Genomic DNA, 22,916 nt, shown 5'->3' on the forward strand with positions numbered 1-22,916 from the left:
CCCGCCCAGACTCGTTCTGGTGTGGGCTGGATCTCTTTTCGGAGGTCACATGAGTGAGATCAAGCCATACACAGATCTCTACGAACGAATCGCGATGCTGGAGCGTCGAGGCATGTCGATCGATCGTGCTTTCGCTCAGCAGTGGCTGGAGAACGTCGGGTACTACCGGCTGAGTGGCTACTGGTATCCATACCGGGAACTCCGGCACGGGCTCCGCGCCGACAGATTCGTAGCAGGTACCGCGTTCGCAGATGTCGCTGCGCTATACGAATTCGACCGCAAGCTTCGCACTCTCGTGCACGACGCCGTCGAGCGCATCGAGGTCTCGCTCCGTGCGCACCTCAACGAATCGCTGGGCGCAATTGATCCACTGTCGTACCTAGACCCGAGCAATTTTCGCCCGACATTTGCTCATGACCTTTGGCTGCAAACGACCATGCGGCGGGTCGAACGTGCAAGAAAACGCAGCGAAGCCATCAAGCACCATGACGCGAAGTACGACGGGTCGCTGCCGATCTGGGTGCTCACCGAAGTGCTTGACTTTGCCGATGTGTCCAAACTCTACGAAGCATTGCCGTCAAAGATGCAATGGTCAATTGCCGAAGCTATGGGTGTTGAAGTAGATGTGACGGCACTCTCCAAGAATCAGGCTCAAAAAGCGGTGAAGCTTCATCCGCTCGTGCGTTGGTTCGAACATCTCGCTGTGATCCGAAACACGAGTGCACACCACGCCCGCCTGTGGAATCAAACGTTTACCCCCGTTGGAACGGCGGGTTTGCGGACCGACGCCAGGATGTCGGGGCTGCCCGTTGGGCAGAGCGAACGTGTCTTCGGTGCGCTCACTGTGATGGGGGCACTGCTCGAGACGACGTCGCCCGGGACCACCTGGCTCACCAAAGTGGCAGATCTCATCGAGGACTCGTTTCTGCCCATTGCTGGCCGAAGCGTCAAAGAGATGGACTTTCCTGCTGAATGGAACAATGATCCACTGTGGTCAAGAAGGGCAACATGACTGACTCCCGCAGGCTAGTCGATAAGCTCGACTCATTTCGCAATCTGTTGCGAGACGATGGTGTCGGTGTACTCGACTACATTGAACAACTCACCTACCTGCTCTTCTTGAAGATGGCTCATGAGCGTGCCACGCGAACGCTCATGCCGCAGCAGATCGTGCCCGCGGAGTACTCATGGCAGAAATTGCTCGACGCAGAGGGAACTGCGCTCGAACACGAATACACGTGCATCCTTGAGGGCCTTGCGGGGTACCCCGGTACCCTTGGCGTGATTTTCCGCAAGGCGCAGAACCGCATTCAAGACCCCGCGAAACTGAAGCGGCTTATTGTCGACCTGATCAACAAAGAGCAGTGGTCTGCTACGGGTACCGACCTGAAGGGTGATGCCTACGAGCAGCTGCTCGCCAAGGGGGCATCCGACAAAGGATCTGGGGCGGGGCAGTACTTCACTCCGCGTGATCTCATTCACGCGATCGTCGACGTAATCAAGCCCACCCCGGACGACACTGTGGTGGACCCGGCTTGCGGCACCGGGGGCTTTCTGCTCGTTGCACACGACTACGCCTCGCAGCACGCCGCAGACCTCACGCCGACGCAGCGCGAACATTTGCGTGACGGTTTCGCGCACGGCACCGAACTGGTTGATGGCACCGCACGGCTCGCGGCCATGAACTTGCTGCTGCATGGCATCGGCACAGCCGAGGGCGAATCGCCGATCGATGTGCGCGACGCGCTCATCTCTGACCCGGGCAAGCGCTACTCAGTGGTGCTATCGAACCCGCCGTTCGGCCGCAAGTCATCCATGACGATGATCGGTGCCGACGGGCGGGAGTCGAAAGAAGACACCGAAATCGAGCGCGCCGACTTTGTCACTACCACGTCGAACAAACAGCTCAACTTTGTGCAGCACATCATGACGATCCTCGAGATCAACGGCCGCGCAGCCGTCGTGCTCCCCGACAACGTGCTCTTCGAGGGCGGTGCGGGTGAGGTGCTGCGCCGCAAGCTTCTTTCCGATTTCGACCTACACACGATCCTGCGCCTTCCCACGGGAATCTTCTACGCGCAAGGTGTGAAAGCCAATGTCTTGTTCTTCGACAAGAAGCCAGCGAGCGAGACACCGTGGACGCGAAAGCTGTGGGTCTACGACCTGCGCACCAACCAGCACTTCACCCTGAAACAGAACCCGCTGCGCCGGGCACACCTCGACGAGTTCGTCGCGGCCTGCAAGCCTGGTCTGCCTCATGACGAGCGATCGGAATCTGAACGGTGGAAGCCATTCGACTATGAGGAACTCATCGCGCGCGACAAGGTGAATCTCGATATCACTTGGCTTCGAGACGACTCGCTCGAGGACCTCGATTCGCTTCCCGCACCTGAAGTGATTGCGCAAGAGATCGTCGACGACCTTTCGGCGGCACTCGCAGAATTCGAGGCTGTCGCTGCTGCGCTCAGCGCCGAGGGCAAGTAGAGCGCTATTGGGAAGTCGAGAACCAAGCTGAGAGCAGGTACGGGGCGAAAGCACAGGACAATGGGACAACCGGGAACAGGCCAAGTCATGCGTTCACGCCGAGTAGTAGCTCTCCGCCGAGCAGAGCAAGCGGTAGTTCAACGATGACAGCCAAAAACAACACCCTTGAAATCGGTCAGTCGAGGATCGGCCTAATGATTGACGGACTCCAAGAGACTCCTCGGGTCGCCGCAAAACTTGAGCGAGACGAACTTGGGGTACAGCTAACCATTCCGTTTCTTGACGGGCACGATGATATTTACTCTTACTGGTTTTCCTCCGGCATCATGTTTGGCGACGACCCGGATCGAACAAAAAGACGCTACAATCCGCCGAGTTCGTTAAGCTTCTACGACTCCGCTGGCAAAGTTGGTCTAGTAGGAAGTCGTGTGTCCGGCTCGAAACGTGTCATGGGAGGAACGGGTATTGGCGAAGGGCGTCTTCGCTTCGATTACACGATCCTCGGGGCGATGTCCGGGCCAACTTACGAGCAAATCAACGGACTTCGCTCGGAGATCGAGGGGCTGGGCACTTGGGTGGGCCTCCGGTCGCTCAGCACTGAACCGGAGCTAGAGGCCGGTCGAGTCAAGGCTGTTGACCTTAGGTTGGAATCCCCTCCGAACATCCCTGTAGCCCGTCGACTAAACGCGGAGTTCCGAGCGAACTGGCGATATGGGCCAGGAACGGCTCCTGACGAGATAACGATCAGCGAGCGCCTTCAGGTCCAAACCAATGTGAAGCGAGGCGTCGACTGGGACGATCATCTTCGGGTGCACTTCTCAATACGGAACCTATTGCGCTTAGTCGCCTGGAGGGAGCTGAAGTTTGCCAGCCATGAGGTGACGAGAGCAACTGACGGTGTACGTACACTGGACGGTAAGCGGCACGGAGATATATGGCTTCCGGTACTCACCCAGCGAACTGGTATGACGGTGGGACCGCCGACCAAGCTGAGGCAAAACGACTTCCTCTTCAACTTCACGGACGTTGGAGGCAAGGGTGTGGGTCGTTGGCTCCAGCTCGTGACGAAATTCGAGCGCGGTCTCTCGCTATTAATTGGGGTTCTTGACTTGGATGGTGCGTCCTTGGAGGCTCATATTGCCCAAATTGGCATCGGGTTCGAGATGCTGGGTTACGACCTCCTGGTGGAGGCCGGAATTAGTAGAACGCAGGCGTCAAAAAGATCATATGCCGAGCTCGTTGCTGTCGTAACCGCTGCAGTAGAAGATGTGCTCCCTTTCTCTGGGGCCGGTTTCCCTGACTTGCTTCGAAGAACTTACATCGGGGTCAAGCACGCTGACCGCGCCCGGCCTGACGTAAATGAGGGTCTACTTGCTTACCTTCAAGCAGTACAAGTAGTTCGGGCATGGGTTGGCTCTCGTCTCGGTGTGTCAAAAGGTCGATTGCAACAGGCTCTGCGTGACGACGCCCGGTCACTCCGAATCCAGGAGCTTTATGGTGAGCTGGCATTGGCGGGCTCGAAGAAAGCCTGATAGTCGGTTGTGGCTCATGGGAAGTGTTATGTCGACGTGAACGCACCAATAACCCGACAAATTCATCCGTGGCCAACGGCCACCAACCGGGTACACTCGGAGCAGGCGGAACGCCTATTTCCCAGTCCACACTAGGGAACCCGAGACAATCCGAGATTTCCGGAGAGACCCGCTCTGATCAAGGATTTTTCAAGGGGTCGCAGGTTCAAATCCTGTCAGCCCGACAAAAAAATCGCGGAAACTCAAGGGTTTCCGCGATTTTTTCGTTGGTTGGAAATTCGGAAGCCTTGGTGATGCAAGGGCACGGAAGCCTGTGCCTGGCCGCTGGCTAGCGGGTCGTGTGGGCCGCCCCCGTTGTTAGGTCCGCTCAGTATGCGAGTCGATTTCTTCTAACTGGTGGGTGCAAGATCGAGCGTACTCGACCGGCGACCGGTATCCGAGCGAGGAATGCCGACGCTCATGGTTGTACTCGTGTTTCCAGTCGCTGATCACGACCCGAGCATGAAGCAGCGAGTAGAAACTGTTGATGTTCAAGCACTCGTCACGGAGCCTCGAGTTGAACGACTCTACATATCCGTTGCGCCAGGGCTGGCCCGGTGGAATGTACGACAATCCGGTTCTTGTGCCTGCCCACTCTGCTACGGCGTCGGAGATGAACTCCGGCCCGTTGTCACTGCGCAGCACCATTGGTGCCCCGTGTACGGCGACGAGTTCCTCGAGATGCCGGATGAATCGCTCGGCGGTGATCGACCGCTCCACGAGACCGCCCAAACATTCGCGGGTGTGTTCGTCTACGATCGAGCAGATCTTGATCGCTTTGCCGCGCTCATCGACATCGAACTGGAAATCGACCGCCCAGACAACGCCCGGCGCAGTCGCGGCAGGCGCTTCGATAGTTGAAGCCCCGATGCGCTTGCGCCTGCGCTTCTGTGGCACGCGGAGCCCTTCTTCACGCCATAAACGCTGCACCTTCTTGTGGTTCACGTCCCAGCCCTCGCCGCGGGCATCGTGATACGCGCGACGGTACCCCCACCTCGGGTGATTCTTCGCAAACATCCGCAGCCAGTCGCGAAGCGCCCGGTCGGGATCTGCTGGAGTATCACCTTTGAGTGGCCGCCGCCAGGCGGAGCGGGAAAGCCCGGCCAGACGGCACGCCCTACGCTCACTGATCTGCAGGGTGCGAATCAGGTGCGCGATCGCGGCACGCCGTCTACCCGGGCCTAAAAGTTTCCCTCAGCCAACTCCTTGAGCGCGGCCTTCTCGAGCTCAGCCTCAGCGAGCAACCGTTTCAAGGTCGCATTCTGCTTCTCGAGTTCTTTCAACCGTTTCGCGTCTTCGGCTTTCATGCCGCCGTACTGGTTTCGCCACCGAAAATAGGTTTGCTCCGTGACGCCGAGCTCGCGGCAGGCATCGGCGACGGTATTGCCCTCGCCAAGGAGCCGGTCGGCTTGCCCCAGTTTCCGGACGATTTGCTCCGGGGTGTGACGTTTTCTTTGCTTGCTCATCGTGTGATCCATTCTCCCCATGATCGCGGGGTGTTGGACTCACATAACGAATGGACCTAGAAAGAGGGGTCAGCCCACGTGCCTTCCACCGACAACGGCTGGTCCGCCCGCTTCGACCCGTTGAAGATGGCGTTGAGGGCAACCGCCGAGAAGGCAGCGAGCAGGATCCCGGAGTCGATCAGGGGGCGAAGTTGCTCTGGCATCCACTGGCTGAAGTTGGGTGCGACCAGGGGGATCATGCCAATGCCCAACGAGACCGCGACGACGAGCAGGTTGTTGCGGTTCGCCGCGAAGTCGACGCCGGAGAGGATCCGTATCCCGGTGCCAGCGACCATCCCGAACATCGCGAGGCCGGCGCCGCCGAGGACAGCCGTGGGGAGGGACTCGACGAGCGCGCCCATCTTCGGGACCAGCCCGAGAATGATCAGGATGACGCCACCGGCTACGCAGACGAATCGGCTGCGTACCCCGGTCACGCCGACCAGCCCCACGTTCTGGCTGAAAGACGTGTAGGGGAAGGTGTTGAACACCCCGCCGAGGATGGTGCCGAGCCCGTCGGCGCGCAGCCCCGCCGAGAGCGACTTCTTGGTGATAGGCCGCTCGGTGATCTCGCCGAGGGCGAGGAACATGCCGGTCGACTCGATTAGCACCACCACCATGACCAGGCACATGGTGGCCACCATGATCGGGTCGAACAGCGGCGTCCCGAAGTGGAAGGGCATGACCAGCGCGAACCAATCAGCCTCGGCGACCTTGGCAAAGGAGATCTTGCCGGCCAGCGCTGCGATGATGCCGCCGACCACGATGCCGAGCAGCACCGAAACGTTGACCAGGAAGCCCTTGCCGAAGCGAGCGATGAGCACGATGGCGACCAGGACGGCGGCCGAGATAGCGAGGTTGCCGAGCGAGGCGTAGGCCGGATTGGGTACGGTCGGGGCCGCGACGAGGTCGGGTGGCAGCGGCGGGATGGTGCTGCCGGGCGTGGAAGCTGCCTCGCCCACTTCCGTCAGCCAGGCCGTGTGGTCGGGGTCGACGACGGATGGGGCGGTCGGGCCGACGGGGTTGCCGAAGATCCAGTTGATGCCGATCCGCATCAGCGACACACCGATCACTAGGATGATCGTTCCGGTCACCAATAGTGGGAAGAAGCGCAGAAGGCGACCCATCAGGGGCGCGATTAGGACCGCGAACACGCCGGCGGCTATCACCGCGCCGAACAGTTGCCGCGCGCCCTCCTGACCGGGGTTGCCGGTAGCGATCGCCACCATCGGGCCGACTGCCGCGAAGGTGACGCCCATCATCACCGGGAGCCGGATCCCGAACCACTGGGTGGCACCGAACGACTGCAGGATCGTGACGATTCCGCAGACAAACAGGTCGGCCGAGATGAGGAAAGCGACGTCCTCCGGTGAGAGCGCCAGCGCCCGTCCCACGATGAGCGGCACGGCGATCGCGCCCGCGTACATCACCAACACGTGCTGCAGGCCTAGCGCCAGCAGCTTAGGGGCGGCCGGAATCTCGTCGACCGGATGGGTGGTCGTGCTCATCGTGCGCCGCCTTGCTTGGTGTTTGGAGGGCCGTCTGGGGCCAGCATCGCCGCTCGGGCACGCTGGGCGCCCGGCGTCGCGGTCAGCCGGTCGGCCAGCGCCGTGAGCCGGGCTCGGGCGTCTGGCTCGAGGCTGAGCAACCGGGATGCCGCGGCCGCCAGCTCCTCCGGGGTGGCCGTATTGGGGTCGAGCGCTTCCCCGAATCCGGCCTCCTCGAGCGCGGCCGCACCCGCGAACTGGTCGGTCGATAGCGGCAGGAGGAGCAACGGAACGCCGGCGGTCAGTGACTCGGTGATGCTGTTGTTGCCGCCGTGGGAGACCGCTAACACCGCGTGATCGAGTAGCGTCACCTGCGGCAGGACCTCGCGGACCAGCCAGGATTCCGGGACGGGGCCCAGCTCGTGCGCCGGTGTGGAGCCGCATGCGAAGGCGACTCGTACGTCGAGTCGGCGCAGCGCTTCGGCGATGCGGGCGAGCAGATCCGAACGCACCGACAGGAAGCTGCCGAGGCTCACATACGCGACCGGCACATCGCTGGCCGCCAGCCAGGCTTCCACCTCGGCATCGGGTTCCTCTGTCCGGACAGCGGAGCCGAGGAACGCGTGGCGGCCCAGCAGGGCAGTCCGTTCGGGTGGGTGCAGCTCGTCGGGGTAGTTGAACAGCAGCACGTCGCCGGTCTCCGCGAAGGCGTCCGCGCTGGCGGGGGCCGCCGGGTTGAGGGCTGCCAGGGCTTGGTTCCACTGGGCGGTAAACGTGTCGCGCACCTGTTCGCAGAGCCGATGCAGGTCGGCGAGCGCCGCGGCGTCTGGCTGCATGCAGCGCGGCCACGCGGGCGGGTGGCCGTACACCTCGTTCCCCACGGTGAGTGCCGACGGATGCCCGAGCACCACGTCACCGTGGGGCACACCCGCTGCGCTCAAAGCGAGCCTGGCACTGAAGGCGAGGTGATCGACGATGATCTGGTCGGGCCGCACGTGGTCGACCACGCGTTGCACCTCGCGGGCGACGGTGAGGGGGTCCCACAGCAGGTCGTCGCCTCGGGCGGCGGCCTGGACCGTGAGTGTTTCGACGGCCCCGCGCCGGGTCGCCTCGAAGAAGCCGCGAAGCGACTCGTCCTCCCCGCGCGGCTGGTCCTCTGCGCGGATCACGCCAGGGTTCGACCCGCGGCCTAGCTGCAGGTGCTCGCGCTCGAAGCCGAATCGACGGACGATCGCATCCGTCGCCGGCCCGGTCGCCACGACGACCCGCTCGCCGGCATCCCGCCAGGCAGTGGCCAGCGTCGCCATGGGGTAGATATGGGAGGCGTAATCAGGACTGATTACGAGAAGTGTCATGAGTGACCTCGCTGTAGATGGTGGCGAGGGCCGAGGCCATCGTCTGGATGCTGAACCGTTCGGTCACCAGGCGCCTGGCTTGTTCGGCGCGCTGGTCCGCACCGGGGGCGGAAGCCAGGTCGAGCGCGGACGCTATCGCCCCAGCCAGCGCGGGCGGGGAAGCCGTGTCGACCAGGAAGCCCGTCACCCTGTCGTCCACGTACGTCGCCGGGCCGCCCTCGACCGGCGCGACGACCACGAGGCCGGATGCCATCGCCTCCAGGATGGCGATCCCGAACTCTTCCTTGAGGCTCGCCGACACGTAGATACCGCCGGGGGCGGCATATCCCGGTCGGCCGTGCCGGATCGCCGCGAGCCACACCGCGACCGTCCCGTTGGGGCGGTGACCGGCGAGCAGCAGGCCGCGCGACGGTCCTTCGGCACGCGGGATCACGGCATCAATCCGAGTGAGCTGGTCGGCCTCGTCGTCGGTCGGGTTGGTCAGGTCCCCGCCGACGACGAGGAGGTTGCATCGGTCGGCCAGCGCGGGGTCGTCAGCCCAGGCCTGCACCAGGGTCGCCATGCCCTTGACGCGGTGCAGCCGACCGACGGTGATCACCAGCGGCAGCCCGCGGCGCTCCGCCGGCAGCGCCGCAAGGACGGCGTCCAACGACATCAGGGCGTCGGCGGTGCCAGCGGGGACGGCGATACCACGCATGTCGTCCGGGACGTCCCGCGCCGCACGCTCCAGGGGTGCCAGGTCGATCCCCTCGGGCACGACGCTGACCCCACTTGCGATGTCGTCCGGGTCGAGGTGCAGCAAATCGCGAAGGTCGCTCGCCAGGTCAGGCCGCGGAAACACCACCAGATGGGCCGCCTGGCGGGCCAGATCGCGCAGCAGCCGGACCCGGAACGTCAGGTGTTCGGCGAAGTCGGCAGCCCCGAAGTTGGCGCGGCTGAGGGCGCCGGATGCTTCGCGCGCGGCGATCAGGGCATGCGGATCGGGGGCCAGGGTGAGGACTGTCGGGATGCCGAGCTCGCGCGCGACCTCGGCCGCGGCCCAGGATCCGACGTCAGCCATCCGCAGGTGCAGGACGTCGATTCGCCCCGCCGCGCTGAGGATCCGGCGCAGACCATTGCGGACCGGAAGGCGCAGGGGCCAGGCGTCTGGGGCGTGCAGGATCGGACCGGGAAGCGGCACGGTCAAGTAGTGATGGCCGGGCCGGTCCAAGTCGTCCCGCTGCAGGTCGGAGCCCGGACGACCGCGGGACAGGGTGAGCACTCGGCCGACCGCTTGCTCGGCCAGGAGCGCGTCACCCAGATGCACAAGCAACGTCGCAATGCCGCCGGTGTCTCCCTGTCCGGCATACAGGAGGCTGCCGTCGATGTCGGCGTGCAGGAAGAGCTGGGCGACGGTCAGGCCGGTAGCGCCGTCGCTGTCGGTGACACGCTCCGGGTGGGAGTGGCGTGGCGCCCGTGGTTCGGCGGCCTCGACTCGCAGGTCTCCCCAGGCCTCCAGGGTCGCTTCGGCCAGCGTGCCGGTGAATCCGCCGTCAGCGGCCAGCGACTCCAGTGTCGTCACGGCCTGGGGGAGACGCGGCGAGGCTGCCAGCGCCCACGCGGCGTGCTCGCGCAGGAACGCCGGGCCCGACTCGAGGAGGGGTAGAACGAGTTCTGCTGCCGAGGCCGGCCCTGCTGCGGCCGCCGCGTGCACGGCGGCGATCGCCGTCAGCTGGTCATCCGCATCGTCGATCGCCGCGCTCAGCGGCGGCGCGGCCTTCGGCCCCGCTGCCTGTGCGGCCATCGTCAGCGACTCGATTCGTTCCAGCCCCGCCAACAGTGTCGGGGCCTGGCGTACGGCCTCGAGGGCCTCTTGAACGCTCACTGCAGAGTCCGTACTCACTCTCGAAATCCTAGGTGTCACGGATCCGTCGCGCAATCGTAAGGCCAAGCGCGATCAGCGCCCCACACAGTGCAACCCGGTGGTGACACGCAGAGTCATCTCAAGGGAGTGGGCATCGTGCCCCGACGGGTAGATAATGGACGTGCTCCGCGGAGGCTCTGGGGTTCAGAGATCGGGTCGGAGCTCGCCGAATAGACCGGAATGGTGGCTGGAATGAAACCTGAAAACTCGGATGTCGAAGCGGCGTATGCCCACCTCCACGAACCGCATAACGCCGCGATCGGGCAACGACTCAACTGGCTGCGAGCCGGCGTCCTGGGTGCCAACGACGGCATTGTCTCCGTGGCCGGTGTGGTCGTCGGTGTGGCCGCGGCGGCTCCAGGCAACGTGGCGGCGATTGCAACGGCGGGTCTGGCTGCGCTCGTGGCAGGTGCGTTCTCGATGGCGGGCGGCGAGTATGTCTCGGTGAGCACGCAGCGCGACACCGAGAAGGCGCTGATCGCGAAAGAGATTCGTGAGCTCGAGGAGATGCCAGAGGAGGAACTCGCCGAGCTGGCCGACCTCTATCGTCAACGAGGGCTCTCGCCCGAACTGGCACAGCAGGTCGCCGTAGAGCTCACCGCGCACGACGCGCTAGCCGCTCATGCCGAGGTCGAACTTGGCATCGATCCGGAGGAATACACGAGTCCCTGGGTTGCGGCCTTCTCGTCGTTTGTCGCGTTCACGATCGGTGCGTTGCTGCCGTTCTTGATGATTCTGATTCCTTCCGGTATTCCCATGCTCAACACGGCTGCGGCCGTGGTGCTCGGTCTCGTCCTTACTGGCTGGATCAGCGCACGTTTGGGTGGGGCGCCCATCCTCCCGGCTGTCGTGCGGAATGTCGTGATGGGTTCGGCCACGATGGCGGCGACGTACTTGATCGGACTGGCGTTCGGCGTAGCGATGGCGTAGCCCGTTCGGGAGTGCGGGGTCGCGCGAAGGAATGTCGCTGTGCAACGTCAGCGGGCGTACACTTCTGACACCGGTGTCGGCATCTTGTGCCGGACCCCTCGCTGAGCCCGAAGGACGCCCGTGACCGAGCAAACAAATACCGCCGCTCCCGTGGAGCTCGACCCGAAACGATGGCTCGCGATGTGCGTCGTTTCGCTCGCCGTGTCGATCATCATCATGGACGCGACGATCGTCAACGTGATCCTGCCGGTTCTCATTCAGGACCTCTCGCTGAGCGTTTCTGAGGCGGAATGGGCGAACTCGATCTATGCGCTCGTGTTCGCCGCGCTGCTCATCACGGTCGGGCGGATGGGCGACCTGTACGGACGGCGGCGGCTCCTGCTGATCGGCGTCGTAATTTTCGTGGTGGCGAGCGGGATCGCCGCGGTCGCCCAGGACGGAACGTTGCTCCTGACGGGGCGCTTATTGCAGGGCGTCGGCGGTGCCATGATTCTGCCCTCGACGCTCTCGACTGTGAATGCGCTGTTCACTGGCCGGGAGCGCGGCATCGCGTTCGCCATTTGGGGTTCCACGATCGGCGGAATGGCTGCGGTCGGACCGCTCCTCGGCGGCTGGCTGGCGACGGACTTCAGCTGGCACTGGGCATTCCTCATCAACGTGCCGATCGGCATCCTGATCGTCGTCGGCACCCTACTCTGGGTCCCGGAGACGCGGGATCCCGCGGCGGAGCGAGGCGTGGATATCGCCGGCATCACGCTCTCCGTAGTCGGCCTCTCCGCCATCGTGTTCGGCCTGATCGAGGGCCAGCGCTACGGCTGGTGGCGGATCCAGGATGCTCCGCGCATCGCTGATTGGACCTGGCCGTGGTCGGTGTCCCCGGTCCCGTTCGCATTCGCTCTCGGTGTTATCGCGATGGTGACATTCGTGGTTGTCGAGCGGACCAGGGGTGCTCGCGGACTGCCCGTGCTTCTCGATCTCGCGCTCTTGCGCATTCGCAGTCTCCGCTACGGTGCGATCGCCGCCCTGATCGTCGCTCTCGGCGAATTCGGCATGCTGTTCGCACTGCCGCTTTACGTGCAGGGCGCGCTCGGATTCTCGCCCCTAAGCACCGGATTCCTGATCCTCGCGCTGGCTATCGGTACGTTCTTGATCTCGGGAGGTACCGCTCAGCTCGCGGCCAAGCTCGGCAGCCGCAGTGTGGTTCGCCTCGGACTCCTGCTCGAAGTGATTGCCGTCGCCGGCCTTGCCTTTAGCATCAGCCTGACGGCCAACGCGTGGACGCTCGCGGCATGGCTATTCCTGTATGGCGTCGGCGTAGGCTTGGCCACCGCGCAGCTCACGAACGTCATCATGGTCGACGTGCCGGTGGCCCAGAGCGGCCAGGCCTCGGGTCTGCAGAGCACGGTTCGCCAGCTCGGTTCGGCCCTCGGTATTGCGATTCTCGGGACCGTGCTGGTGACCTCGCTGGCGACTGCCACGGCATCCAACCTCTCGAATGTCGATGGCGTCGACTCGTCAAGCCAGGAGCAGTTCGTGGCCGTGGTGAAACAGTCGGCCGGTGCGGCAATCCCGCAGCTCGACTCACTCCCAGGCGCGACTCCCGAGGTTCGTGCCGCGGCGGAGGAAGCGATGGTCACGGCGGCGCGAATCACCACGTTCAGCGCCTCGGGAGTGCTCCTCGTCGGGCTCCTAGCCACGATGGGCCTGCCGGCGACAGACCCGCGTCGAGACGAGGAGGCCGCGCTCCGCGCGAAAGCCGGGGAGCTGCCTGCGGGCACTTAGGCGCACCCAGCGATGCCGGCGAATGGCCCGGCTCCACATGAACCCAAGTCGCGTTGCCTACCATTGACCACGTGAGAACTGCACCCACGAAGGTTTCGATCGCGCTCGGCGGTGGCGGGGCACGCGGCTACGCGCACATCGGTGTCCTGGAAGAGTTGACCGCGCGCGACTACGAGGTTGTCCAAGTTGCTGGTACATCGATGGGTGCGGTCGTCGGCGCACTGTTCGCGTCCGGCAACTTGCCCGAGTACGTCGAGTGGGTGCAGGGCCTGCGTCGGCGCAGTGACGTGGTGAAGCTGGTAGATCCCAACTTTGCCGGGCCGAGCGCGATCAAGATCGAGCGTGTGCTGTCGCGGGTCAACGAGATAATCGGGATACAGCGAATCGAGGACATGCCGATCGACTTCACAGCCGTGGCGACCGACCTTTGGGCACGCCGCGAAGTGTGGTTCGACTCCGGCCCGATCGACACGGCCATTCGCGCCTCCATTGCGATCCCGGGCGTATTTCCACCGATCGCACTTAACGGGCGCCTGCTCGTAGACGGAGGCGTAGCTAACCAGGTGCCCGTGAGCGTCCTGGCCTCGTCTGCGGCAGAGCTGACCGTCGCCGTCACGCTTGATGGGCAGGGCTCCGTGACCCAGCGAGGCAAGGGTATGCCAGTGCACGCATCCTCCGATGAACAGGAAGCCAGGGCGTGGTCCGACCGACTGCGTTCGAGAATGGGCAAGCTCATAGAGACCGAGCCGATGCGTTCCATCGCCGCGCGCATGGCCGTTCGAGCCCAACATGAGAACACGGGAACCTCGGTCGCCGAGCTGTTCGACGAGCTACCGATCGGCTTGCGCACGAGCGACGTGGCGACCCAGTCACTCGAAGTCCTGCGAGCGATCGTGCAGCGCTACCAGTTGGCAGCTTTCCCGACCGACGCGCTCGTCGTCGTGCCGAACGACTCGATCGGGACCATGGACTTCCACCTCGCTGTCGAGCAGATCGAGCTGGGCCGCACATTGGCGGCAGAGGCATTCGACCGGGCCGGTATGGTCTCCGGCCTCCCGAATAGCTAGGAAGTGCATCCCCTCGCTTCCTGGACCCGCGCTCCAGTCCGCGGTCAAGCAAGCTACTTGAGCTAACTCGGCTACGCTGATCGCATGACGGACGAACTCATCTTCCAGAGCGTCCACACTGTCGTCGTCATCTTCGAGGGGCTCGGTATCGCCGCCATGGCGCTGGGATTTCTCACGGCCGCGTTGTTCGCCATTCGCGCCCTGGTAAAGGGCCGCGGGGGAGCGGCAGCGTTCGGCACCCTGCGGCGGATGATCGGCGCCTCGATCCTCCTCGGGCTCGAGATTCTGGTGGCGGCTGACCTCATCCGCACGATTTCGGCGCCCACGCTCGAAGAGGCGGTCACGCTTGGTCTGATCGTGCTCATCCGAACCATCCTCAGCATCTCGATTCAGATCGAGATTGAGGGCGTGCTCCCTTGGAAGCGTGCCCTGCTCACGAGCGGCGGTCAGGTGCTCGCGGACACCGTCGCGAAAGAAACGAAGTGGTAATCTCTCACTGACGGTTTTACCAACACCACTGTCAGTAAAGGTTCAACGTGTTCGTTGCATGGCGCGACCTCGGCTTCGCCCGGGGCAGATTCGCACTCATCGCCTCCGTAGTGTTACTCATCACACTGCTGGTCGGCTTCCTCGGTGGATTGACTCAGGGGCTCGCGAACGCGAACATCTCGTAGATCACCCCCTTCCAGGCGGACAGGGTCGTGCTATCCGCGCCTGACGAAGGGGACACCCTGAGCTTCTCGGAATCCAAAATCACCGATGAAGCCGCCGCCCACTGGTCGGAGGCGGAGGGGGTCGAGTCGATCGACCCGCTCGGGATTCTCACGAGCCGCGTGACCGCAGCCGGCGATCGCGAGCAGACGGCGTCCCTCTTTGGTGTCGCCGAGACGTTCACCGAAATCTCGCCGAATCAAATGATTCCGACGGAGCCCGGCACGGTCGTGCTCTCGGAGCGCTCGCACGAGGCGCTGCTTGCGGATGTGGGCGACGAAATCAGTATCTTCGGCGACAGCTTCACCGTCGTCGGCATTTCGCAGGATGCGGAGTACAGCCACACGGGTGTGATCTGGACGACGATCGACGACTGGCGCGACACGGTCACAAAGCAGACCGCGGGAGAAGCGCCGTTCGCCACGGCGCTTCTCGTCCAGGGATCACCGGCGGACGCCGGTGCCCTCGACACTGAGGCCGCTACCGAGTCGAGTTCGGTCCTGATGTCGCTGATGGCGATCGAGGTGTTCAAGAGCGAGATCGGTTCGCCCGCGCTGATGCTCGGGTTGCTGCTCAGCATCTCGGCGCTCGTGATCGGTGCTTTCTTCACGGTGTGGACGATCCAACGGAGCAAGGACATCGCCGTCTTGAAGGCCCTCGGCGCCTCGACCCCGAGCCTGGTGCGCGACGCGCTCGGCCAAGCACTGGTGGTGCTCGTCATCGGGGTGGGGCTCGGAATCGGGCTCACCATCGCCGCGGGAGCGGCCCTCCCCGCCGCTGTGCCGTTCGTGATCAGCCCGCTCACCACCGTCGTCCCCGGTGTCGCGATGGTCGTCATGGGGTTGATCGGCGCAGCGTTCGCGCTCAATAGCGTCGTCAAGGCTGACCCCCTTTCTGCCCTCAACGCGCAGAACAGCTAGGACAGAATCATGATTGAACTTCGCGACGTTACGCTCACGTATCCCGACGGCGACGGCGTGGTGACCGCCGTAAAGCGGGCCAGCCTCACGGTGATGCCGGGGGAGATTACCGCCATCACCGGCCCCAGCGGCTCGGGAAAATCCAGTCTCCTGGCGGTGGCCTCGACGCTCATCGGCGTGCAGGAGGGTGACGTGCTCATCGACGGCAAGTCGACGGCGGGGCTGTCAAAGTCAGAGACGGCTTCGCTTCGCCGCGACAAGATCGGCATCGTGTTCCAGCAGCCGAACCTGCTGGCATCCCTCACGGCTCTTGAACAGCTTGAGCTGATGAGTCATCTCGGCGGCCGGAAGCTGCGTTCCAAGCGCGAGACGCGCGCGAAGGCGCTCGAGCTCCTCGAGTCGGTCGGCCTCGGCGGCAAAGCGCATAAGCGCCCGCACGCCCTGTCGGGAGGCGAGCGTCAGCGAGTGAACATCGCCCGGGCCTTCATGAACGATCCTTCGGTGCTGGTGGTCGATGAACCGACCAGCGCGCTCGACCAGGAGCGCGGTGCCGCCATCATCGATCTCATCCTCGAGCTGACTCGGTCGCGCAACGTGGCCACTCTGCTCGTGACGCACGACCGGTCGCACCTGCCGCTCATGGACGCGGTGATGGTGATGCTCGACGGCAATCTCGAACAGCGCGCCGAGGCGGCGGTCGCGGTCTAAAGCCGGGTCACTCTTGCGGGCGAACCGCGGCATGCACGAGTGCGATCGTGGTTCGGGCGACGGCATCGGGATCGGAGCCCGACTCGATCGCGCGCATTGCCGCTTCGAGCATGCCGCCGAGAAGCTGCGCGGTGATCATGAGGTCGGGCACGTTGAGTTGGCGAAGAGCACTCATGAACGGAGCAATCTGTTCGTGGTGAAGTTCGGCGACTCGAGCGCGGCATTCGTCCGGCAGCTCCGCCTCACTGAGCGCCGTTGCGGGCCGATGGGCACCGGCGGCGGCCTGGCGCAGCGTCTCACGAACGTAGGCATCCATGACCTTGAGCGGGTCGGAAAGCCCCTCGAGAGCGGCGAGCAGCTGCGCGTTCGAACGCGCGAACGAATCCTCGGTGATCGCCGCGAGGATGTCGGCGGCAGACTTGAAGTACTGGTAGACGCTGGGACGCGACAGTCCGACCGCGGCACCAACGGCCGCGGGGGTGACGGCGGACACTCCGCCCGAGACGAGTAGCTCGGTTGCGGCGGCAAGGAGCGCGTCTCGTTTCCGCTTACGATGCTCGACGACCGTCGGCGCGGAAATCTTTGGCATGGCCTCGGACACTCCTCAACTTGCAATTGATCCCGCCAGTCTAGCCGCGGTGCCGCCAGAGGCCTCGCTGATCGAGGACTACACAGTGACGACGAGTGAGCCGGATGCGCGGCCGCTTCGCAGGTCGTCGAGCGCAACGGCGACCTGGTTGAAGTCGTACGTGGTCACAGTGGCGCGCAGCCCGAGGTGTTCAGCCACGCGCAAGAACTCGATGCCGTCTGCGCGAGTGTTCGCGGTCACGGTTCGCAGGTCTCGTTCGTCAAAGAGATGGTCTCGGTAGGTCATGGTGGGTATATCGCTCATGTGGATGCCAGCGAGGGCGACCGTGCCACCCGGCGTCGTTGCGCGAAGGGCAATTGGCACGAGCTCGCCAGCCGGCGCGAAGACGATCGCCGAATCGAGTCGGACTGGCGGGCTGCCGTAGGCGTCGCCGACGAACGTCGCGCCGAGGTCGCGAGCCAGCTGCTGGTTCTGCGTGCCGCGCGTCATGACGAAAATCTCGGCACCCGAGGCGGCGGCGAGTTGCGCTGTGATGTGACCACTTGACCCGAAGCCGTAGATGCCGAGCCGACCGCCCGGCGGCAGAGCGGCACGCTTGAGTGCCCGGTAGCCAATAATTCCGGCGCAGAGCAGGGGAGCGAGCGCAGCCGCGTCCACCGTTGAAGGGAGCCGATACGCATACGCCTCAGGAACGGTCGCGTACTCCGCGAACCCGCCGTCGGCATCCCACCCCGTATACGCGGAACTGGGACACAGATTCTCGCTACCCGACCTGCACCATTGGCAGACACCGCACGTGTGTCGCAACCAGGCGATGCCGACCCGGTCGCCCAAGCGCAGCTCGAGCACGCCGTGGCCAACGGCATCCACGACGCCGACGACCTGGTGTCCCGGCGTCACGTTCGGCCGATGGACGGGCAGTTCCTGATCGACGACGTGGAGGTCGGTGCGGCAGACGCCGCAGACTTCCACCCTCACGCGAACCTCTCCGGGCCCCGGCTCTGGTTCGGCCACCTGCGTCAATGCCAGTTCGCCCGGACGTGGGCCGGTCTTCCACGCTCTCATGGCTCTACTATCGGCGCGCGCACGGCGCAGTGGCAAGCTGCTCGGCTGTGAAGTCCTCGGTCCATCGCAGCGAGGCCATGACCTACAGGTGTAGCCGCTTGCCGAGCTCGTGCCGCATCATTCTGGCTCGGGCGAGTTGCAGGGGCAGCAGCACGATCAGACTGAGGATCCCACAGACTATCGACGGCACGGGGCTCGTGACCCACCCGAGCGCGAGAAACGCGATCGGCGCGAGGCCGAAGAGAACGGTCTGACTGCTGTAGACGATGTGGTCGCCAAGCTCGATGCGCATGAGCCGCACGATGATCGCCAGACCGAGTGCGGCCGCGGCGCACACCGCGGGCACGGCGTAGGTCAGTGACCAGGCGTCCCAGCCGGTGAGGTAATCCCAGTAGACGCAGACGAAGCTGACGAGGAGTACGACGTACACGGTCGTCTTCGCGAGATTGTGTCGCTTCTGCACCGCGGTGAGCACGACAAGCCACATCGCGCTGATTCCGAGCCAAATCGAGCGGGCAACGCCAAGTCCGTCCGCGGTGTTACTGAACAGCAGTTGGGCGGCAAAGGATGCCACGACCAGGGCCAGCGAGAGCAGGAGCAGTGTGCGCCAGACGCGTCGCCTCGAGAACGCGAGGGGTACCGCGGGGAGCGGGCTCGCGGTCGGCTCACCCAAGAGGGGTGATTCGCAGAGCGGGCAGCGAGCCCACGCCCCTTCCACCGTGACCTCGCAGGCGGGGCAGCGGCTCACGGCGACACCTCCGCGAGTTCGAGCTCGGTGACCGCGGCCGCTGCGACGTTGACGTCAATCCCGCGATCACTGAGCAGGCGAGCAAATTCCTTGACGTGCCCAGTCTCGGTGAATGGCGAGCTGAAGACGATCGCGAGGATTCCAGCGTGCGTCATCGCGCAGAACTGGGGGCGCACCGCTGAGACGTGAAAGAGCATCCGGCCCACGTGCGAATCGACCCGCCGGGGGAGGCTCACGCGTCCGAGGTTCGAGACAGCGACGGTGAGGCCGCGGTTATTGCCCCAGTTGACCACCCGCAGGATGAGGTCCTTGAAGGGTCTTGGCAGGATGCGCAGCACGGCAAGTCTCTCGAGACGGATGAGGCGCCGCAGCTTGGCCTCGAGCGCCTCGGGGCTGGCCTTGGGTCGGAACTGCTTCTCGAGTTGGCGCGCAATGGCACCGAGCTCCTCGGGCTCGTCGCCGTAGGTGTGCTCGACGCGGACCGTGGCGAAGAAGTTGCGCGCAGAGGTGGATGGGAAGAACTGCCGCAGGTTCACGGGCACTGAGGCGGACAGGGTGCGCGCCTCGCCGAGTCCGTTCGACGCCTGTCGGATCGACTCAAGGAACATCGCCGTGAGGTACATCGTGGGTGAGACGCCCTCCGCCCGGGCCAGGTCGAGAACGTCGGAGGCCGGCATCGTGAGTTCCACCGCCCGCGTGCGGTTGTCCGGCGATCGCGTGCCGCGGACCCGAAACACCGTCGAGGTGGAGCCGCGCCGCTTCCGCGCCGAACGCGCGACGTCCTGGGCGTGATCCTGGGCGTGATCCTGGGCGTCGTCAGTCAACGACACCTCGGTCGCCGGGGCCGCGGCACGGCCGAAGTCCGTCTCCGGAGCGGGCAGGTCGTGTCGACGCTCGCGCCGGAAATGGTGACCGAAGCTGTCAGCGACGAGCCCCCGCGTCAACTCAGTCTGCCCGTCTTCCTCGGTCAGCGAAGCCACCCGTTCGTCCCCCGCGAGCGGCTCGTGGTAGCGCATCCGCAAGTAGGCGGTGACGAGATCCGAGAGAAACCAGAGCGCGCCGGTACCGTCCGAGAGGGCGTGGAACGTCTCGAGGCTGATTCGCCGTCGATAGTAGACGACGCGAAAGAGCAGCGCGCGGTGGTCTCCTTGGTAAATGGCGGCGCACGTCGGCAGAGACTCTTCGGCGACCACGGGGCGAAGATCGCTGTCTTGAAGGTAGTACCAGAAGATCCCGCGACGGAGGACCGCGTGGAAGAGCGGATACCGATCGAAGGTCTCGTCGAGCGCGCGCTGCAGCATCTCGGGTTCGACGTCGTGGTCCACCTCGGCACTGATTCGAAACACCTTCGGGTCGGACTCGGTGCGGGCGGCGAGGAAGATGTTGGAGGCGTTGTCGAGCCGAACCCAGTGGCGTCGGGTTCCACTGTCGCGGTTCACGACGAGGCCAGACCGCTGCTGGGGGCACACTGCCCCGCGGCGAGCTCCGCGTCCAAGAACTCGTTGATCACCTCGTACGCATCCCGCATCTGCCGGGATATCTTCGGCAGCTGGATGAACCCGTGAAGCGCTTCCGGCACGCGGTAGATCGTGACCTCATTGCCGGCATCGGCGAGGGCCTGGCCGTAGGCCTCACCCTCATCCCGGAGCAGGTCTTGCTCGGCGGTGATGACGAGGGTTTTCGGTTGACCCGAGAGATCGGATGCCAGGAGCGGCGAGACGTGCGGGTTGCGTCGCCGCTCAGCATCCGGAACGTAGAGGTCGAAGTAGGCGTCGATCTCGGCGTTGGTGAGCCGCAGCCCTTCGCCGTGTTCGCGCACCGAGTCGAATGGCGAGGTGCTCGGATTGTGGTCCCAGTGCGTCACCGGATAGAGCAGAATCTGGCGGTCCGGGCCCCGGTGGCCGCGTTCGCGCAGGACTAGCGAGACGGCGGCGGCCAGGTTTGCCCCAGCCGAGTCGCCGACCAGCACAATGTCCCCCGCGTTGTCGATGCCGGCCCGGCGCGGATCGTCGAGGAGCTGTTGCGCGACATTCACGCAGTCCTCGAGGCCAGCGGGGAACGGATGCTCCGGGGCGAGTCGGTAGTTGACGGACGCGACCGTGCAGCCGGTGAGGTCCGCCATCGCCGCGCAAGCCGGCGTGTACGTGGCGATGTCGCCGGTGACCCAGCCGCCGCCGTGGAAGAACACCAGGATGTCGTTTCGACGTCGATCCGTGGGCTGGAAGATCCGGACGGGGATCATCCGGTTTCCGACCTGAGCGGCGGTTTGTCGAAACGGGACGCGGCGCAGGGGACGCCACAGCGAGACGAGGCGGCGCTGTACGCGGCGAACCTTGCCGTAGTCTTCGCGCATGTTGACCCGGGGAGCGGCGAACATTCCCAGCATCGCGCGGGTAAGGCCGTTCACAGACGGGCCAAGTCGGCGGAGGCGAAAGGGAGCATACTTCCAGCCTAGAGGGCGGAGCTGCGCGAGCGAGAGCGTGGCCTCAGGCCGGAAAACGCTCGAGTTACCCACGTAGGGTCGGGGCATGAGCACAACGAGGAAGTTCGAGCAGCACATTGCCGTGTTCGGCGAGAGCGGCAGTGGCAAGACGGTGCTGCTGTCATCCTTCTATGGCGCCACGCAGCAACCTCAGTACCTGCAGAAGAGCTTGTTCAACATCGTCGCTGACGACATCGGCCAGGGCAATCGGCTCCTGCAGAACTATCTCGGGATGCGCGATGAATCTCGCCTGCCACCCCCGACGCAGTTTGCCGCGACCTCGTACTCCTTTTCGGTCAAGCTCAAAGACAGCGCCGACCGCAAGGCGAGACGAACGCGCCCGTTCGATGCGCTGCGGCTCGTGTGGCACGACTATCCCGGCGAGTGGTTCGAGCAGGACGTGAGCGGTCCGGAAGAGGCGAAACGCCGGGTCGACACCTTCCGGTCACTCTTGGTCTCGGATGTCGCGGTGCTGCTCGTGGACGGGCAGCGGCTGCGTGACCACGCAGGTGAGGAGGAGCGCTACCTCAAGTCGCTCCTGACCAACTTCCGAAACGGCCTGCTGTCGCTCAAGGATGAGCTGCTCGAGGATGGCAGGCAGCTCGTGCAGTTCCCGCGCATCTGGGTCATGGCGTTGTCCAAGGCCGACCTATTGCCGGATATGGACGTCTTCGGCTTTCGAGATCTGCTGATCGCCAAGGCGGGGGACGACATCACGCTCCTTCGCGAGGCGATGGAGGGGATCGTGCAGGGGGATGACGCGCTCGCGGTGGGCGAGGATTTCTTGCTGCTGTCGTCGGCGAAGTTCGAAGCGAATCGGATCGAGGTGACGGAGCGGATCGGAGTCGAACTGATCCTGCCGCTCGCCGCCATCCTCCCGTTCGAGCGCCACGTGCGCTGGAGCCAGGCGAAGCAGATCCCGGGCAAGGTGGCGGAGAATCTGCTCGGCGGCGTCGGCGCGCTGGGGTCAAACGCGCTCGCGGCTGCGTTGCTCGGAAGCAAGTTCAGGATTCCGGGCCCGATCGGCCGCATCCAGTCGGTTGTGGGACTGGTGCTGCCGGGCGGGATGCTCAACGACGCGGCCGGCATGGCCGGGGCGAAGCTGACGGCGGCGAACGCTCACGCGCTCGCGAAGCACGACACGCTCGCCGCGACGCTCACCGGGTTCAAGCTTGACCTCGAGAAGGGCGAGGAGCGGCACGTGCTGCTGCGGAGCCGTCGATGAGTTTCATCTGGGTGACTCGCGGCCGCACGTGGGGCTTTCGGTTTCTTCGCAATGGCGAATTCGCCGACCCGCTGCCCGAATACGAACGGGCATTCTCAGGTGTGGGGAGCGACGCGGAGGTATGCCGAAGGGTTGGCGAGTGCGTAGCGCTGCGATTCCCCGATCCGGAGGGACGGAAAGACCGAGCGGGCAGGGTGATTCCCCACGAGTTCGTGCTGATGGGGACTTTCGCGAGTGGGACGCGCACCGTGAGCGAAGGGCGTCAGCGCGTCTGGCCGCTGGTCGCAGACGAGTATGAGCGGATCTGGAAATCGGCGAAATACCCGTCAACCCCAGCGTGAGACCAGTGACGCATCCTCATCGAGGCTGAACAGCCCGGAGCAA

21 protein-coding genes are annotated in these 22,916 nt (G+C 64.5%); 12 read left to right on the forward strand and 9 right to left on the reverse strand.

Features of this window, described 5'->3' with window-relative positions; genetic code table 11:
* Positions 1 to 49: 49 nt before the first annotated feature.
* From GMOLON4_RS02445 to GMOLON4_RS02455, 3 genes are all read left to right on the forward strand, one after another.
* Positions 50 to 1,012, forward strand: coding sequence for an Abi family protein (locus GMOLON4_RS02445; protein WP_026937660.1), 963 nt, complete (start codon positions 50 to 52; stop codon positions 1,010 to 1,012).
* A complete protein-coding gene (locus tag GMOLON4_RS02450; protein WP_026937661.1) occupies positions 1,009 to 2,484 on the forward strand; it encodes a class I SAM-dependent DNA methyltransferase in 1,476 nt (491 codons plus the stop codon). The genes GMOLON4_RS02445 and GMOLON4_RS02450 overlap by 4 nt, the downstream gene beginning before the upstream one ends.
* A 194-nt stretch (positions 2,485 to 2,678) precedes the next feature.
* On the forward strand, positions 2,679 to 4,016 hold the full coding sequence (locus GMOLON4_RS02455) for an ApeA N-terminal domain 1-containing protein (RefSeq protein WP_146137543.1): 1,338 nt from the start codon (positions 2,679 to 2,681) through the stop codon (positions 4,014 to 4,016).
* Between the two features lie 357 nt (positions 4,017 to 4,373).
* On the opposite strand, the gene GMOLON4_RS02460 is transcribed toward GMOLON4_RS02455, so the two are convergent.
* The 4 genes from GMOLON4_RS02460 to GMOLON4_RS02475 all read right to left on the reverse strand — a co-directional run bounded on the left by GMOLON4_RS02460 (position 4,374) and on the right by GMOLON4_RS02475 (position 10,266).
* A protein-coding gene (locus tag GMOLON4_RS02460; RefSeq protein ID WP_106486790.1) for an IS3 family transposase occupies positions 4,374 to 5,521 on the reverse strand; the annotation gives its coding sequence in 2 pieces (ribosomal slippage) (positions 4,374 to 5,251 and positions 5,251 to 5,521; 1,149 coding nt in all).
* Between the two features lie 56 nt (positions 5,522 to 5,577).
* On the reverse strand, positions 5,578 to 7,068 hold the full coding sequence (locus GMOLON4_RS02465) for a nucleobase:cation symporter-2 family protein (protein ID WP_026936109.1): 1,491 nt from the start codon (positions 7,066 to 7,068) through the stop codon (positions 5,578 to 5,580).
* Positions 7,065 to 8,402, reverse strand: coding sequence for a glycosyltransferase (locus tag GMOLON4_RS02470; protein WP_051266239.1), 1,338 nt, complete (start codon positions 8,400 to 8,402; stop codon positions 7,065 to 7,067). The genes GMOLON4_RS02465 and GMOLON4_RS02470 overlap by 4 nt, the downstream gene beginning before the upstream one ends.
* Complete coding sequence (locus GMOLON4_RS02475) at positions 8,377 to 10,266, reverse strand: glycosyltransferase (RefSeq protein ID WP_035731876.1); 1,890 nt, start codon at positions 10,264 to 10,266, stop codon at positions 8,377 to 8,379. Before GMOLON4_RS02475 ends, GMOLON4_RS02470 begins: the two co-directional genes overlap by 26 nt.
* 231 nt (positions 10,267 to 10,497) lie before the next feature.
* On the opposite strand from GMOLON4_RS02475, the gene GMOLON4_RS02480 reads away from it, so the two are divergent.
* From GMOLON4_RS02480 to GMOLON4_RS02505, 7 genes are all read left to right on the forward strand, one after another.
* Positions 10,498 to 11,235 carry a VIT1/CCC1 transporter family protein gene (locus GMOLON4_RS02480; RefSeq protein ID WP_026936107.1) on the forward strand — a complete coding sequence of 246 codons (738 nt, stop codon included), beginning with the start codon at positions 10,498 to 10,500 and terminating at the stop codon, positions 11,233 to 11,235.
* A 120-nt stretch (positions 11,236 to 11,355) separates the two neighbouring features.
* A complete protein-coding gene (locus tag GMOLON4_RS02485) occupies positions 11,356 to 13,017 on the forward strand; it encodes an MFS transporter (protein WP_322745130.1) in 1,662 nt (553 codons plus the stop codon).
* 71 nt (positions 13,018 to 13,088) lie between these two features.
* On the forward strand, positions 13,089 to 14,084 hold the full coding sequence (locus GMOLON4_RS02490; protein ID WP_035731874.1) for a patatin-like phospholipase family protein: 996 nt from the start codon (positions 13,089 to 13,091) through the stop codon (positions 14,082 to 14,084).
* Positions 14,085 to 14,168: 84 nt separating this feature from the next.
* Positions 14,169 to 14,573 (forward strand): DUF1622 domain-containing protein, encoded by a 405-nt coding sequence (locus tag GMOLON4_RS02495; protein WP_026936104.1) that lies wholly within the window; start codon positions 14,169 to 14,171, stop codon positions 14,571 to 14,573.
* A 47-nt stretch (positions 14,574 to 14,620) separates the two neighbouring features.
* Positions 14,621 to 14,758 (forward strand): hypothetical protein, encoded by a 138-nt coding sequence (locus GMOLON4_RS16310; protein WP_322745131.1) that lies wholly within the window; start codon positions 14,621 to 14,623, stop codon positions 14,756 to 14,758.
* 27 nt (positions 14,759 to 14,785) lie between these two features.
* Positions 14,786 to 15,715, forward strand: a complete 930-nt coding sequence (locus GMOLON4_RS02500) for an ABC transporter permease (RefSeq protein ID WP_322745132.1) — start codon at positions 14,786 to 14,788, stop codon at positions 15,713 to 15,715.
* A 9-nt stretch (positions 15,716 to 15,724) separates the two neighbouring features.
* Positions 15,725 to 16,423, forward strand: coding sequence for an ABC transporter ATP-binding protein (locus GMOLON4_RS02505; RefSeq protein ID WP_026936103.1), 699 nt, complete (start codon positions 15,725 to 15,727; stop codon positions 16,421 to 16,423).
* A gap of 7 nt (positions 16,424 to 16,430) precedes the next feature.
* Here the strand turns inward: GMOLON4_RS02505 and GMOLON4_RS02510 are convergent, their stop codons facing one another.
* From GMOLON4_RS02510 to GMOLON4_RS02530, 5 genes are all read right to left on the reverse strand, one after another.
* Complete coding sequence (locus GMOLON4_RS02510) at positions 16,431 to 17,012, reverse strand: TetR/AcrR family transcriptional regulator (RefSeq protein WP_026936102.1); 582 nt, start codon at positions 17,010 to 17,012, stop codon at positions 16,431 to 16,433.
* A 78-nt stretch (positions 17,013 to 17,090) separates the two neighbouring features.
* A complete protein-coding gene (locus tag GMOLON4_RS02515; RefSeq protein WP_026936101.1) occupies positions 17,091 to 18,077 on the reverse strand; it encodes a zinc-dependent alcohol dehydrogenase family protein in 987 nt (328 codons plus the stop codon).
* An 82-nt stretch (positions 18,078 to 18,159) separates the two neighbouring features.
* Positions 18,160 to 18,750, reverse strand: a complete 591-nt coding sequence (locus GMOLON4_RS02520; protein WP_322745133.1) for a DUF6320 domain-containing protein — start codon at positions 18,748 to 18,750, stop codon at positions 18,160 to 18,162.
* Positions 18,751 to 18,821: 71 nt separating this feature from the next.
* Positions 18,822 to 20,264: a hypothetical protein gene (locus GMOLON4_RS02525; RefSeq protein ID WP_026936099.1), complete on the reverse strand. Its 1,443-nt coding sequence runs from the start codon at positions 20,262 to 20,264 to the stop codon at positions 18,822 to 18,824.
* Positions 20,261 to 21,232, reverse strand: coding sequence for an alpha/beta hydrolase (locus GMOLON4_RS02530; protein WP_026936098.1), 972 nt, complete (start codon positions 21,230 to 21,232; stop codon positions 20,261 to 20,263). Before GMOLON4_RS02530 ends, GMOLON4_RS02525 begins: the two co-directional genes overlap by 4 nt.
* 121 nt (positions 21,233 to 21,353) lie before the next feature.
* On the opposite strand from GMOLON4_RS02530, the gene GMOLON4_RS02535 reads away from it, so the two are divergent.
* Positions 21,354 to 22,532 (forward strand): TRAFAC clade GTPase domain-containing protein, encoded by a 1,179-nt coding sequence (locus GMOLON4_RS02535; RefSeq protein ID WP_026936097.1) that lies wholly within the window; start codon positions 21,354 to 21,356, stop codon positions 22,530 to 22,532.
* Positions 22,529 to 22,873, forward strand: coding sequence for a hypothetical protein (locus GMOLON4_RS02540; RefSeq protein WP_026936096.1), 345 nt, complete (start codon positions 22,529 to 22,531; stop codon positions 22,871 to 22,873). The genes GMOLON4_RS02535 and GMOLON4_RS02540 overlap by 4 nt, the downstream gene beginning before the upstream one ends.
* Positions 22,874 to 22,916: the final 43 nt, after the last annotated feature.

Origin of the sequence: Gulosibacter molinativorax, from assembly GCF_003010915.2 — a bacterium.
Classification (GTDB): domain Bacteria; phylum Actinomycetota; class Actinomycetes; order Actinomycetales; family Microbacteriaceae; genus Gulosibacter; species Gulosibacter molinativorax.